A 13,855-nucleotide genomic window follows, 5' to 3' on the forward strand; every position below is an offset into this window, starting at 1 on the left:
ATAGCCATGAGAAAAATGCATAGCTGAGGTGTTTTTATGTCGCGCCGTTCGCTCCCCCTTAATGCCATCGACGCATTTTTAGTCACCGCGCGTCACCTCAATCTTACCCATGCCGCCGCCGAACTGTGTCTGACGCAGGGGGCCGTGAGCCGTAAGATTGCCTCCCTTGAGGCGTGGTTTGGCTTTCCGCTTTTTGAGCGCCACGCGCGCGGGCTGCGCCTCTCACCGCAGGGCAGCGCCCTGCTTCCGGAGATGCAGTCCGCTTTCGGGCAACTGCTGTCCGTGGCCGATCGGGCCCGCAGCCAGCACACGGTGATCCGGCTGAAGGCCCCCACCTGCGCCATGCGCTGGCTGGTGCCGCGTCTGCTGGAGGTGGAGCGCGAGCATCCGGATCTGCAGATCGCGCTGACCACCACCACCGATCACAACGTCAATTTCAAAACCGAATCTTACGACGCGGCCATTGTGTTCGGCACGCACATGAGCGCAGGCGATCTGCTGTTCGAAGAGGCACTCACCCCGGTGATAAGCCCGGTGCGGGCGGGGGCAGCGCTGGGCTCGTTAACGTTCCTTCACCCCACAAGGGATAAGACGGACTGGTCGCTGTGGCTGACGAAACAGGAAGGTCCGGGCTTTGCCATGCACAAAAATCAACACTTCGACACGATGGATCTCGCCATTACGGCCGCCATACAGGGGCTGGGCGTCGCCATCGCCGACGAAACGCTGGTGGCAGAAGATATTCACGCGGGAAGGCTGGTACGGCCCTATGAGACAAGCATAAAAACTGGCGCAAGCTACCGGCTGGTGCTGCGCGAAACGCCAGGCGAAGAAAATGGTCTCGCGGCGTTTCGCGCCTGTTTGCTTAATCGAGGCTGACGTGGTGCTTCATTACCCGCCTGAAGAGGCTCATGCGGGCGCGCATAAAGCGGTTTTCAAGCCTGAAACCTGCATGTTTATTCACGCCCATGCGTAACAGAACGTCCCGACCTTTGCGGCATGCGGGCCAGTGCGTCGGCCCGGGCAGGCTGTCGCGACGACCCGCGTCACGTGCAAAGCTCACCCAGTAATCCGCCACCTGGGCAGCAAACTGCAGATCTCGCTCATTGACGTACTGACGTGAAGGCTCCACCTGACCGAGCGTATCGAAGACGTAGGGAACCTCGTTGCCGTGCCAGGCGCCGTTAATATACGTGGCATGTTCCGCTTCGGCGACATAGTCAAACCAGTAACGCCAGCACAACCCACCCACGCGCTGCTGGGCCTGCATCACCACGTAGCCCATGGTGGTAAACGCCATGTCGCGGCACACCTGCCTGCCCAGCTCTTCATCGCCTTTCACGCCCGGGTAGAGCAGCTTAATCAGCCCCAGCCCGAAGCGCCGCTCCCGGCGGAGCTTCTGGATTTGTCCGGCGAGATCGATGCCAAACACCGCCATCACGCTGGCCTCATCGCTGTTGGAGCCAATCATTACCGGCACCGGATGCTGACGGGCGGCGAAAAAGACGTCCAGCATGGCTTCCGGCAGAACACAGTCTCCGGCAATAGGCGCCGGGGCGACGTTCAGCGGCGCGTTGAGCGGCCAAAAGGCCTCGGGTGGGATCGCGCGCAGCTGTTCGGCGGTCGCATTTTCCAGGCCAAAATGGGCGGCCAGCGCTTCCCCTTTTTGCAGCGCCTGCTCGCGCGGCGTGTCAGGCAAGGTGTATCCGCTTTGCACAATCGCCTTATGGAACAATCCTGCTGCCAGCGGAGAGGCCAGCAGCGAGAGCACGCTGCGCGCGCCAGCGGATTCGCCAAACAGGGTCACATTGGCGGGATCGCCGCCAAACCCGGCGATGTTATCCCGCACCCATTCGAGCGCGGCGATCTGATCCAGCAGGGCAAAATTATGCACCACGCGCCCTTCCTCGCCTTCCAGCGCGGGATGGGCGAAAAAGCCAAGATGGCCGAGACGGTAGTTAATCGTGACCACAACCACGCCGCGCGAGGCCAGCGCTTTGCCGTTATACGGCGGCAGGCCTCCGGCACCAATCGTAAACCCGCCCCCGTGCAGCCAGACCATAACCGGCAGCGGCTCGGCGCGCTCTGTTGGGGACCAGACGTTAAGGTAGAGACAATCTTCGGAAAATTGGCCCGGATCGCCGCCGCCTAGCTCCTGACAATACTCGCTGCTTTGCCAGCTTGAGGGCGAGAATGCCGTGGCTTCACGCAGGCCATCCCAGCGTTCAGGCGGCCGGGGCGAGCGCCAGCGCCACTCCCCCACGGGCGGCGCGGCGTAGGGAATACCACACCAGACGTGGACGTTCTCATCGGTTAAACCAGACATTGCGCCCTGGCGCGTTTCAACCACAGGGGCGGAAGGATTTTGCATAACGACCTTAATTTTTCCATCACACCCCAGCAGAGTAACGATTTCAGAGCAAACCGCAACGCTGTTTGCTGCGCGTTTCAGCCTCCTGGTAGAGCGTAAACTCGTCATACACCGGGCATCCCAGCGCGTCTTCAAATGCATCGCGGCTGGCGTTACCGTGGCTGCGGGCCTGGGTTTCGTTCCCGAGGTTGGACTGGAAAATCCCCGCGGCGCTGACCGGGAGGAAATCTTCGTAGGTGATGGGCTGGGCAACCACCCATCCGCGCTCGATCAGCGGCTGCGGATCGTCTCCGGGACGAAACGCATGCCGATGCGCTTCCCCGGCTGGCGTCAGGCGGTAGCGGAAATAAGCCAGCTCCTGACGGCGCATGAGCATTTCGCTATCCGGGAAGGCGTTAAAAATCTCCCGCAGATGCAGCTGATGGGTCAGGTTATCTTTACCGGTACCGGCCTGGGCGAGGAGGCTATCGTACAGTTCACGGCCTTTCGGGGTCAGCGCCACGCCGCGCTGTTCAATCTCACCGAAGCGCGCGGTGTGGGTGCCTTTATGTTCACCGTCAAACAGCACCGGCTCTTCCAGCGCCTTGAAGCTGGTTTGACGCAATAAAACGGGCACCTCGCGACGCGGCGGCCCTTCGATCAGAATTTTTGGTTCGATACCGTACTTCGGCATCAGCTCCTGCACCCGATCAATGTCCAGAGTGCGAGGCGTGAGATGGTTAATGTGGCAGCCCGGGAAGCAGACCACGTCGGCAATCAGACGGTGCTCGTTGTGCAGCGCCAGATAGGTTTCCCGATCGACCGTCGCATGGCGGTGCCAGCGGAAGGTTTCTAACGCTTCGTGCACAAACTCATGGGCCTGTGCGTCAGTAAACTCCCCTTCCGACTCGTGCAGGTCGATCAGTTCCAGGCAGCGCGGGGTGAAGATGTTGCGGTGAGACAGGATCTCCGCGGCACGCTCGCGCAGCGCGACGTTTTCAATCAGCTCAAGACGCAGCAGCGAGGTAAAGATACGAAACGGATTCCGGCACAGCGCCGCATCCTCTATCGGACGAAACGCCGTTGAGTGGACGGGCACCCCCGCCTGAGAGAGATCGTAATAGCTGACCGGGTACATGCCCATAATGGCAAACATACGGCGCAGGGTTGAAAGTTCCTGTGCCGTGCCGACGCGGATCGCCCCGTGACGCTCCACGTTCAGGCGCGCAAGCTCATCGGCGTTAGCCAGTTGTTCATGTAAAAGTGGATTATTTTCCAGAACCGCCAGGTTTACGTCCGCAACCAGTTCAAGCAAGGTGCCGTACTGCGGAACTTCCTGCTGGTACATCGCCGACATAGCCTGCGAAAAGTGTTCCCGAATGTCATCAGCCGTGATGGTGTTCGCCATGATGTCATGCCTCCAGTGAATATTACCTGGAGTGTAGAGAAACCCGTTCCTTCCGGGGGGAAGAATTTCTGAATTGTGATCTTAAGACGACAGTGGTCAAACCGTGTGCTACTGGTCCCTGAACAGCGCCGAACGGAACCACCCTTTAAACCTCAACGCTTTTATCCAGGATTTTCCTTATAATTATTTAGGGTTCCGCTTTCTAGCTATAAAGGAGTATTTTTGGCTATCTCACGAATGCAAATTAACCAATTCGAGTACGCCGTTATTTTTATCCTCACCTTTCAAATTTTTAGCTCGAAGTTAGGATTAATCTGAATGATTGTTTACAAGTCCTTCCTGCCTCTCCATATTTCCCTTTTAAGCGAAGCGTAAATTTACAAATATTTAAAAATAACGCAACCGCAAATAGCAAAAACGCATTTGACGGATGCCGCACAGCGACTAGAGTTATTACTCGAACGACGAGTGATACGGAATATTTTCGTATTGTACTGACATAACCGATATATGACTATGAGGTTTAATATGGCAGAGCATCGTGGTGGTTCCGGTAATTTCTCTGAAGACCGTGAAAAAGCATCAGAAGCTGGACGTAAAGGTGGCCAGCATAGCGGTGGGAACTTTAAAAACGATCCGCAACGCGCTTCTGAAGCGGGTAAGAAAGGGGGACAGAACAGTCACGGCGGAGGCCGTAAATCTGATAACTCCTGATCTTATTTAATACGCTTTTAATAAAACCATAGAGCATGCTGCGGGCTGAAAAGCTCGCAGTACCCTTTCTTTATTTTACCGGAGCGTAATTATTATGAATATGAAAAGCGTCGAGGATGTCTTTATTCATCTTCTGTCGGATACCTACAGCGCAGAAAAGCAGCTTACCCGAGCGTTAAGCAAGCTTGCCCGCGCCGCCTCCAGCGAGAAGCTGAGCGCAGCTTTTACCGCACACCTGGAAGAGACGCAGGGTCAGATTGAACGTATTGACCAGATCGTCGAGCAGGAAGACGGTATTAAGATCAAACGCATGAAGTGCGTGGCGATGGAAGGCTTAATTGAAGAAGCCAACGAAGTCATCGAAAGTACGGAAAAAAATGAAGTACGTGATGCCGCACTTATTGCCGCCGCGCAAAAAGTCGAGCATTACGAAATTGCCAGCTACGGTACCCTTGCCACATTAGCAGAACAACTGGGCTATAAAAAAGCCGTTAAGCTTCTTGCCGAAACGCTGGAAGAAGAAAAAGAGACCGACCTTAAACTCACCGACCTGGCCGTAGGAAATATTAACCAAAAAGCGCAGAAATGACGCAATAATACAGGTTAAATAAAATGAGCACCAGTCCCAGGACAATTAAATGGTGCCATTTAGCGGCAGCCATAATATGGTTCATTCTCGCTACCCCCTCTGTAATATGGTGGAAGAATAGCGTGCTATGGGTCATTATCATCAGTATTTACGCCAATATTGTCGGCCATTTTTCTGGCTACAGTGCCGCGCGTGCCGATCAGGCTGCTGAAAGTGAGAACAAATAAGCGAACCCATAATGAGGATACAATGATGAATCACGTAGAACACTACCATGACTGGCTACGCGATGCCCATGCGATGGAAAAGCAAGCCGAATCTATGCTGGAATCCATGGCCAGCCGTATCGATAATTATCCTGATGTTCGCGCCAGAATTGAGCAGCATATTAATGAGACAAAACGGCAAATTACATTGCTGGAAGAAATCCTCGACCGTAATGATATTTCTCGTTCGGTTTTAAAAGATTCGATGAGCAAAATGGCGGCACTGGGCCAGTCCATCGGCGGCATGTTCCCGTCGGATGAGATCGTGAAGGGCTCGATCAGCGGCTATGTTTTCGAACAGTTTGAAATAGCCTGTTATACCTCCCTGCTCGCGGCGGCTAAGAAAGCAGGCGACGTCGCCTCGGTGCCGGCCATCGAGACGATTCTGGCGGAAGAACGCGAAATGGCCGACTGGCTGATTCGCCATATTCCGCAGACCACGGAACAGTTCCTGCTGCGTTCAGACGCATCGGGCGTCGAAGCAAAAAAATAATCAGGGAGAACAAACATGTTCCGACACGTCAAACAGCTGCAATACACGGTTCGCGTTGCCGAACCGAACCCTGGCCTCGCCAACCTTTTACTGGAACAGTTCGGTGGGCCACAGGGCGAACTGGCTGCCGCCTGCCGGTACTTTACGCAAGGATTGAGCGATGACGATCCGGGCCGTAAAGATATGCTGATGGATATCGCAACCGAGGAGCTAAGCCACCTCGAAATCATCGGTACTCTGGTCGGCATGCTGAATAAAGGTGCCAAAGGCGCGCTGGCGGAAGGGGTGGAAAACGAGGCCGAGCTGTATCGCTCCATGACCGAAAACGGCAATGACAGCCACATCACCTCCCTGCTGTACGGTGGCGGCACCCCGCTCACTAACTCGGCGGGCGTGCCCTGGACGGCGGCCTACGTCGACACCATCGGGGAGCCAACGGCTGACCTGCGCTCAAACGTGGCAGCAGAGGCCAGAGCGAAAATCATCTATGAACGGCTGATCAACGTGACCGACGATCCCGGCGTAAAGGATGCGCTGGCTTTCCTGATGACGCGCGAGGCGGCGCATCAGCTCTCCTTTGAGAAGGCGCTGCAGTCCATCCGTAATAATTTCCCACCGGGAAAATTGCCGCCAATCGAGGAATTCACCAACAAGTACTACAATATGTCTGAAGGTGGAGAGGTTCGCGGAAGCTGGAACAGCGATAAACATTTCGATTACGTTGAGTCCCCCCAGCCTGCGGTTGACGGCGGCGATGGCAGCGCAAGCGTCACGCTCACGACCGAACAGGCAACCCTGGTCAAGGCGATGTCTGCCCGCACGAAGTCCGATCCACATTCTGACCCGCTGACCGGTGCCGAGCTGGGTGCCGGTAAGACTAAACCGTAATCGGTTTTGCCGGGCAGCCATAAACTGCCCGGCAATTCTCGTGCCCCATCGTTTCAGAGGTACGGACCATGTTCGAACTCGACGCGTTCCATCTGGCCAGAATTCAGTTCGCTTTTACCGTCTCGTTTCATATCCTTTTTCCTGCTATCACCATCGGCCTCGCCAGCTATCTGGTGGTGCTGGAGGGCATGTGGCTGCGCACCAAAAACGACGTCTGGCGATCGTTGTACCATTTCTGGCTCAAGATATTTGCCGTTAACTTCGGGATGGGTGTCGTTTCCGGTCTGGTCATGGCGTACCAGTTTGGCACCAACTGGAGCGGGTTCTCACAGTTCGCGGGCAGTATCACTGGCCCCCTTCTGACCTATGAGGTGTTAACCGCCTTCTTCCTCGAGGCCGGTTTCCTTGGCGTCATGATGTTCGGGTGGAACAAGGTCGGCCCGGGCCTGCACTTCTTTTCAACCTGCATGGTGGCGCTCGGCACGCTGATGTCGACCTTCTGGATCCTCGCCTCCAACAGCTGGATGCATACGCCGCAGGGCTTCACTATTGAAAACGGACAGGTTATTCCGCAGGACTGGCTGGCGATCGTTTTTAATCCCTCCTTCCCTTACCGCCTTATTCATATGGCTATCGCCGCGTTTCTGAGCAGCGCGCTGTTTGTCGGCGCGTCGGGCGCATGGCATCTGCTGCGCGGTAACGATACCCCCGCCGTCCGCACCATGTTTTCCATGGCGATGTGGATGGCGCTGCTGGTCGCCCCTATCCAGGCGGTCGTGGGCGATATGCACGGCCTGAACACGCTTAAGCATCAGCCGGCTAAAATTGCCGCCATTGAGGGACACTGGGAAAACCCGCCCGGCGAGGCCACCCCGCTGCTGCTGTTTGGCCTGCCGGATATGGACGAGGAGCGCACCAAGTACGGTCTGGAGATCCCCGCGCTTGGCAGCCTTATCCTGACGCACAGCCTGGATAAGCAGGTCCCGGCGCTGAAGGATTTTCCGAAAGAAGATCGGCCAAACTCGACCATCGTTTTCTGGTCGTTCCGCGTCATGGTCGGGATGGGGCTGCTGATGATTACCCTCGGGCTTATCAGCGTCTGGCTGCGCTATCGTCATCGGCTATACCACTCTCGCCCGTTCCACTGGTTTGCCCTCTGCATGGGGCCTGCCGGGCTGCTGGCGCTACTCGCCGGCTGGGTGACCACCGAAGTGGGCCGCCAGCCGTGGGTGGTCTATGGCTATCTGCGCACCATCGACGCGGTATCGCTGCACAGCACCCTGCAGATGAGCATCAGCCTGCTGGCGTTCTTCGTCGTTTACTCGTCGGTGTTTGGGGTGGGCTATGTTTATCTCATCCGGCTGATTAAAAAAGGACCGCAGCCTGTCGATACGCTGACGTCAAACACCTCGGGCACACCCGCCCGTCCGCTGTCTGCCGCTGAGTCTGTTCCTGAACAGGAGAGAAACTGATGGGCGTCGATATCTCAGTTATCTGGTTTGCCATCATCGTCTTTGCCACGCTGATGTACATCATCATGGATGGCTTTGATTTGGGCATCGGCCTGCTCTTTAACTTCGTGGGCGATGCGAAGGAGCGTGATGTGATGGTCAACAGCGTGGCGCCGGTCTGGGACGGCAACGAGACCTGGCTGGTACTCGGCGGCGCAGGATTATTCGGCGCTTTTCCGCTGGCCTATGCGGTCATTATTGATGCGCTCACCATTCCCCTCACCGCGATGCTGATCGGCCTCATCTTTCGCGGCGTCGCCTTTGAGTTCCGCTTCAAAGCCACGCCGTCGCACCGCAAATTCTGGGATTACTCCTTTGCCGGCGGCTCTCTGCTCGCCACCTTCAGCCAGGGCGTGGTGGTGGGTGCCGTGATTAACGGCTTCGACGTTGAGGGGCGGCGTTTCGTCGGCTCCGCGCTTGACTGGCTCACCCCCTTCAATCTCTTCTGCGGTATCGGTCTGGTCGTCGCCTACACGCTGCTGGGCACCACCTGGCTCATTATGAAAAGTGAAGGCGCGCTGCAGGCCCGCATGCGCGAGCTGACCCGCCACGTGCTGCTGGCGCTGGTCGTGGTGATTGCGGTAGTGAGCATCTGGACGCCGCTCGGCTGGCAGTACGTGGCCGACCGCTGGTTTACCCTGCCCAACTTCTTCTGGTTCCTGCCGGTTCCTCTGCTGGTCGGGCTTTTCAGCGTGCTGATCTGGCGCCTGACCCGCAACCCGGCCAGCCACTCTCGCCCCTTCCTGCTGACGCTGGGGCTTATTTTCCTCGGGTTTAGCGGGCTCGGCATCAGCCTCTGGCCGAACATTATTCCGCCGCGCATCACCCTGTGGGAAGCCGCAGCCCCGCCTGCCAGCCAGCTGTTTATGCTGGTAGGCACGTTGCTGATTATTCCGGTGATCCTGGTGTACACCGCCTGGAGCTACTACGTCTTCCGGGGCAAAGTGTCGGATACTGAAGGCTATCACTGAGGAACGCTATGACTGACTGGCATACACGAGCCATTATTTATCAGATTGATACCGCGCTATTTTATGATTTGAACGGCGATGGCTGCGGGGACATCGCCGGGATCGCGGCCAAGCTGCGCTATATTCGCCGCATGGGGGCGACGGTCATTTGGATCACCCCGTTTTACCTCACGCCCTTTCTCGATGAAGGCTACGACGTCAGCGACCACCTCCAGGTAGATCCCCGCTTCGGGAAACTGGCCGATATCATCGCCTTTATCGAACAGGCCCGCGAGCTGGGCATGCAGGTCATTATCGAGCTGCTGATCCAGCACACGTCGGACGCGCATCCCTGGTTCCAGCAGGCCCGCCGCAGCCCGGCGTCACCCTATCGTGATTACTACCTCTGGTCGGATAACGACGAGGACGATACGCCCCCCATGTTTCCCGGCGTGGAGAAGAGCATCTGGACCTGGGACGACGAGGCGGGACAATACTACCGGCACATGTTTTATCGCCACGAGCCGGATCTGAACCTCACCTCGCCCGCGGTGCTTAAAGAGATTGAAAACATCATCCTCTTCTGGCTCAAGCTTGGCGTGTCGGGATTTCGCCTCGATGCCGCATCCCACCTCACCACCCAGGCAGGAAACGGTGATGAAAAAAAGGGTCTGTGGATCCTCGAGCATATGCGGCGTCTTATCGAACAGCGCAATACGGACGCGATCCTGCTTGGCGAAGTTGACGTAGACGTAGAGGCCTATAAAGACTACTTCGGCAATAACGACCGCCTGAATCTGGTGCTCAATTTCTGGCTCAACAAGTATTTCTACGTCAGCCTGGCCCGCAAAAGCGCCCGCCCGCTGCGCAATGCGGTGAAGAAGATGATCGTCCCGCCTGACTCCTGCTGTTTTGCCAACTGGCTGCGCAACCACGACGAGCTGGATCTGGAAGGCATCAGTCGGAAAGACAAGCAGTTTGTCCTCGATACCTTCGCCCCTGATGAGGAGATGAACGTCTATCAGCGCGGGATCCGCCGCCGCCTGGCACCGATGCTCAACGGCGATCGGAAGCGGCTGGCGTTCTGCCACGCGGTGCTGTTTTCCCTGCCGGGTGTCCCGGTAATGCGCTACGGCGACGAGATCGGCATGGGTGACGACCTGGATCTGGAGGAGCGCTACGCCGTTCGCACCCCGATGCAATGGGCGGGGTCACAGGGAGGCGGTTTCTCTGCAGCCGACCCTGAAAAATTTATCGCGCCGATTATCGACCATGGCCCTTACCGCTATCAGAAAGTCAACGTCGCCGATTCGCTGCTTCACCACAACTCGCTTCTGCACCGGATCATCGATATTGCCACTACCCGCTCGGAGTTCCCCGAAATTGCCGTTGCGCCCTTTCGCCTTATCACAATCGATGATGACGCGGTGCTGGGACTCTATTACGAGACCGACGAGCGCAGCATCCTGACCTTCGTTAACTTCAGCGACCAGCCGGTGCAGTTCACCGCCAAAGGGATCCGCAACGCCACCTGGACCGCCTGTCTCGAGGACAAGCGCTATGATGACGCGCTGATTTGCGGCAAAACCGTTCAGCTCAGCCTTGGCGGCTACGGCTATCGCTGGTTCTGGACGCACCGTAGCGCGCTGCGCTAACTACGGTTTCCGGCGGGTTATCAGGCGCGTCAGCACTATTCCCGCCACCGCGAGGGCGCCCAGCGCCACCTTACCCGGCATGCCGGAGGTGACGGACGGCGCGCGGGTTTTCGCCTCGTCAGTAAAGCGGCCATGGATTTTATGCAGATCGTTAACCGGCTGGTCGAGGTAGTCCCGGCGATCCGGCGCGTTCAGATCGTCGGTCATCTGGCCTTCCCACGCCTTTTTCACCATCAGCCGGTCGAGAAAACCGGGGAAGAAAAATTGCCCGACAATTGACTGGATGGTGCTGCTGCCGACCCACAGCTCGCGAACCGGTTTTTGCGCCACCCTGAAGATGGCGCTGGCGGCCACCTCAGGCTCAAAGACAGGCGGCACCGGGCGCATCGCCCAGGCAAACTTGTTCCTCGCCCATTCAAACTGCGGGGTATTGAGCCCGGGCATCTGCACCATCGAAAGCTGGACCCGGCTGTTCTCATGCATTAGCTCGGTACGCACCGCATCGGTGAACCCGCGGATCGCCGCTTTGGCCCCGCAATAGGCTGACTGCAGCGGAATGGAACGGTAGGCCAGCGCGGAGCCCACCTGGATTATTATGCCCCTGTCACGCGGAACCATAAGTTCGAGTGCGGCGCGAGTGCCGTTCACGTAGCCGAGGTACGTCACCTCAGTCACGCGCCGAAATTCGTCCGGCGTAAGGGTGCGAAACGGTGCCAGGACGGCCCCCATCGCGTTGTTCACCCAGACATCAATCGCGCCGAGGCGATACTCAATTTCGTTAGCGGCATCCACCACCGCCTGGCTGTCGGCGACGTCCGCCTGCACGGCGTGGACATTAACGCCAAAGCGCCGTAGCTCCTCCTGGGTAGAGTGCAGGCTGGCTTCATCGCGGGCAATGAGCCCCACGTCATAACCCGCCTTTGCAAAGTGCAGCGCCGTGGCTTTTCCCACGCCCGCCGTCCCGCCGGTAATCACTATGACAGCCATAGAACCTCCACGTGAGTTTATCCGTTATTCCCTTCCGACAATGTTGTCACCAGTTCAGCCAGCGAGTAATGCACCGCTTTTTCGACCACGTCCTGACAGTCACCGGAGAAAAGCACGGTGCGGATCTTCGTCTCGCCGCGTATGTTCCACGCAAAGCAGACCGTCCCCGCCGCCGTGCCGTCGTCGCCCCCTTCCGGGCCCGCGTAGCCGCTGATGGCGATGCTGATATCCGCCTGGGCGATGTCGCGGATACTGGCGGCCATCTCGGTTACCGTCTGTTCGCTCACGGCCGTAAACCGCTCAAGCGTCTCAGGACGCACGCCGAGGATCCGCGCTTTGGCTTCATCGCTGAACACGACCAGCCCAACATCATAAAATTCGGCGGTGTTTTCCTCTGCGCAAAGCGCCACCGAGAGCTTTCCGCCCGTGCAGGATTCCGCGGTGGTTAAGCGAAGCCCGAGATCGGTTAATTTGCTCGCCAGCTTTTTCGTCAGTTCACCCACGGTATTATTGCTGTCGTGAAAAAGATTGCTCATCTTGCCGCCTCTTATTTCTCGAAAGGAATGATTGAAATATGCCCATTGCGCTCAAGTATGGCATATTTAATGTCGCTCATTTCCGTAACGCCATTATTTTGACGCGCTGACACCAGAATATCATCACAGGACACGTCGATTTTCTTCAGTTTATCGGCTAACGGCACGCCGTTCTCAACCAGAATAACAGGAGTACCATCCAGAATATTCTCCACCGGCGAGAAATACTTCTTCATCCGCCCGAAAATAATATCTACTACCACCAGCGTGGTAATGGTGATCATCGCGCCGGTGACGGAAAAATCTTGTCCGAGAAGCGCCTGCTGTGTGGCTTCACTAATTATCAAGAGCAGAATGAGATCGAAGCTAGTCATCTGCAGCAGCGCGCGACGCCCGGCCACTTTAAATACCACCACCAGAAACAGATAAATAGCCAGCGCGCGAAAGACCATATCCATATCAGCCTCCTACGGGTAAATAAATTGCCAGATGTTAATTTCCGGCTCGCTGTTGACGCGGATGACGGTGTTCCATTTACCGGCTCTGGAAGGTGTCGTGAAGAGTAACACTGAGAAGCGGTCGGTTTTTTTCAGGTTGTTATAGACAAAAAAGAGGGTCTTTCCGCGGCTGAACATAGCGTCCGGCTGCGGCCAGACGCTGCCGGGCTCATACACATCGCTGCTCTCGCTGGCCATGCTGAGGACATACTTCCCCTCCGTTTGCACCGGAAACGCGAGCTCCATCCGGGTCTCTGTCTCCCGTCGTCCAAAGCGTTCATAGTTTATGGTCAATGATTTAGCGGAATTCGTTTTGACCGTATCACTGACCAATCCGCTGGAAAACAGACCGGCAATCGCTGCGACGATAATACCCAGCAGAACAATAAAACCCACCTGACGAAACGCGTATTCAAACGTCAGCAAACGGTAACTCTCATCTATCCCAGGTAACTTTTCATTTTCACGCTTCATGGCCATCGTCACCGTTTCGCTTATTATCCGATAATTTTGATTTCTAACGCGAATGTTTTTAGGACTTATCACATTTGCCACATAAAGGAATAGCAACAATACTTAATAAGTCAAGACACGCAAAATGAAGGATATCGGATGAAATTATCACTTATTTCCGCTTTATTGTTATTTCTGGTTCCGGCCGCATGGGCAGATAATAACAGGGGTTTACAAAAAGGCGAAGCCCCACCGCCTCCCCACGCGATTGATAGCGGATATCGCGGAACCGACGACGCGCGTATTATGACCATCAAACAGGCAAAAGAATTGCACGATGGCGCGACAATTTCATTACGCGGTAACCTTATTGACGGTAGCGGCGATAAGTTTGTATTTCAGGATAAAACTGGAAAAATCGACGTTATTATTCCCCAGGCAGTCTTCGACGGCAGAACGGTAAAACCCGACCAGATGATCGGTATCAACGGTTCGCTTGATAAAAAATTATCTCCTGCCGTCGTCCGTGTCGATCGTTTGCAGAAATAATTCAGCGAA

At 56.4% G+C, this 13,855-nt stretch carries 16 protein-coding genes; 10 read left to right on the forward strand and 6 right to left on the reverse strand.

Going from position 1 to position 13,855, the window contains the following annotated elements:
- Positions 1–36: 36 nt before the first annotated feature.
- The gene (locus tag UTM25_RS07095) at positions 37–879 is read left to right on the forward strand and encodes a LysR family transcriptional regulator (RefSeq protein ID WP_194399202.1); all 843 of its coding nucleotides are present in this window, start codon (positions 37–39) and stop codon (positions 877–879) included.
- Here UTM25_RS07095 and UTM25_RS07100 read toward each other — a convergent pair.
- Both UTM25_RS07100 and UTM25_RS07105 read right to left on the reverse strand, forming a co-directional pair.
- On the reverse strand, positions 866–2,371 hold the full coding sequence (locus tag UTM25_RS07100) for a carboxylesterase/lipase family protein (RefSeq protein WP_320714531.1): 1,506 nt from the start codon (positions 2,369–2,371) through the stop codon (positions 866–868). The genes UTM25_RS07095 and UTM25_RS07100 overlap by 14 nt on opposite strands.
- Before the next feature lie 43 nt (positions 2,372–2,414).
- Positions 2,415–3,758, reverse strand: a complete 1,344-nt coding sequence (locus UTM25_RS07105) for a VOC family protein (RefSeq protein ID WP_194399201.1) — start codon at positions 3,756–3,758, stop codon at positions 2,415–2,417.
- Between the two features lie 528 nt (positions 3,759–4,286).
- Between UTM25_RS07105 and UTM25_RS07110 the strand changes: the two genes are divergently transcribed.
- The 8 genes from UTM25_RS07110 (at position 4,287) to UTM25_RS07145 (ending at position 10,824) form a co-directional block, all read left to right on the forward strand.
- Positions 4,287–4,472, forward strand: coding sequence for a general stress protein (locus UTM25_RS07110; RefSeq protein ID WP_194399200.1), 186 nt, complete (start codon positions 4,287–4,289; stop codon positions 4,470–4,472).
- A 94-nt stretch (positions 4,473–4,566) separates the two neighbouring features.
- The gene (locus tag UTM25_RS07115; RefSeq protein ID WP_023311678.1) at positions 4,567–5,061 is read left to right on the forward strand and encodes a ferritin-like domain-containing protein; all 495 of its coding nucleotides are present in this window, start codon (positions 4,567–4,569) and stop codon (positions 5,059–5,061) included.
- Positions 5,062–5,084: 23 nt separating this feature from the next.
- On the forward strand, positions 5,085–5,288 hold the full coding sequence (locus tag UTM25_RS07120) for a hypothetical protein (RefSeq protein ID WP_194399199.1): 204 nt from the start codon (positions 5,085–5,087) through the stop codon (positions 5,286–5,288).
- 25 nt (positions 5,289–5,313) lie between these two features.
- Positions 5,314–5,820, forward strand: coding sequence for a ferritin-like domain-containing protein (locus tag UTM25_RS07125; protein WP_024908416.1), 507 nt, complete (start codon positions 5,314–5,316; stop codon positions 5,818–5,820).
- A gap of 15 nt (positions 5,821–5,835) precedes the next feature.
- Positions 5,836–6,708 (forward strand): manganese catalase family protein, encoded by an 873-nt coding sequence (locus tag UTM25_RS07130; RefSeq protein ID WP_008502274.1) that lies wholly within the window; start codon positions 5,836–5,838, stop codon positions 6,706–6,708.
- Positions 6,709–6,776: 68 nt separating this feature from the next.
- A complete protein-coding gene (locus tag UTM25_RS07135; RefSeq protein WP_194399198.1) occupies positions 6,777–8,180 on the forward strand; it encodes a cytochrome ubiquinol oxidase subunit I in 1,404 nt (467 codons plus the stop codon).
- Positions 8,180–9,190 (forward strand): cytochrome d ubiquinol oxidase subunit II, encoded by a 1,011-nt coding sequence (gene cydB, locus UTM25_RS07140; protein ID WP_182072363.1) that lies wholly within the window; start codon positions 8,180–8,182, stop codon positions 9,188–9,190. Before UTM25_RS07135 ends, cydB begins: the two co-directional genes overlap by 1 nt.
- Before the next feature lie 8 nt (positions 9,191–9,198).
- The gene (locus tag UTM25_RS07145) at positions 9,199–10,824 is read left to right on the forward strand and encodes an alpha-amylase family protein (RefSeq protein ID WP_194399197.1); all 1,626 of its coding nucleotides are present in this window, start codon (positions 9,199–9,201) and stop codon (positions 10,822–10,824) included.
- Here the strand turns inward: UTM25_RS07145 and UTM25_RS07150 are convergent, their stop codons facing one another.
- Genes UTM25_RS07150 through UTM25_RS07165 form a run of 4 tightly spaced genes read right to left on the reverse strand, consistent with a single transcriptional unit; the run spans position 10,825 to position 13,318 of the window.
- A complete protein-coding gene (locus UTM25_RS07150; protein WP_194399196.1) occupies positions 10,825–11,811 on the reverse strand; it encodes an SDR family oxidoreductase in 987 nt (328 codons plus the stop codon).
- Positions 11,812–11,828: 17 nt separating this feature from the next.
- Complete coding sequence (locus UTM25_RS07155; RefSeq protein ID WP_194399195.1) at positions 11,829–12,347, reverse strand: 2-oxo-tetronate isomerase; 519 nt, start codon at positions 12,345–12,347, stop codon at positions 11,829–11,831.
- Positions 12,348–12,358: 11 nt separating this feature from the next.
- Positions 12,359–12,805 (reverse strand): DUF421 domain-containing protein, encoded by a 447-nt coding sequence (locus UTM25_RS07160; protein ID WP_194399194.1) that lies wholly within the window; start codon positions 12,803–12,805, stop codon positions 12,359–12,361.
- A gap of 9 nt (positions 12,806–12,814) precedes the next feature.
- Entirely contained in the window at positions 12,815–13,318 is a 504-nt protein-coding gene (locus UTM25_RS07165) for a hypothetical protein (RefSeq protein WP_194399193.1), read from the reverse strand.
- Positions 13,319–13,456: 138 nt separating this feature from the next.
- On the opposite strand from UTM25_RS07165, the gene UTM25_RS07170 reads away from it, so the two are divergent.
- On the forward strand, positions 13,457–13,846 hold the full coding sequence (locus UTM25_RS07170; protein ID WP_194399192.1) for a YdeI family stress tolerance OB fold protein: 390 nt from the start codon (positions 13,457–13,459) through the stop codon (positions 13,844–13,846).
- The last annotated feature ends 9 nt before the right edge of the window (positions 13,847–13,855 follow it).

Origin of the sequence: Enterobacter sp. 61D5, assembly GCF_034107965.1 — a bacterium.
Lineage (GTDB): Bacteria > Pseudomonadota > Gammaproteobacteria > Enterobacterales > Enterobacteriaceae > Enterobacter > Enterobacter cloacae_M.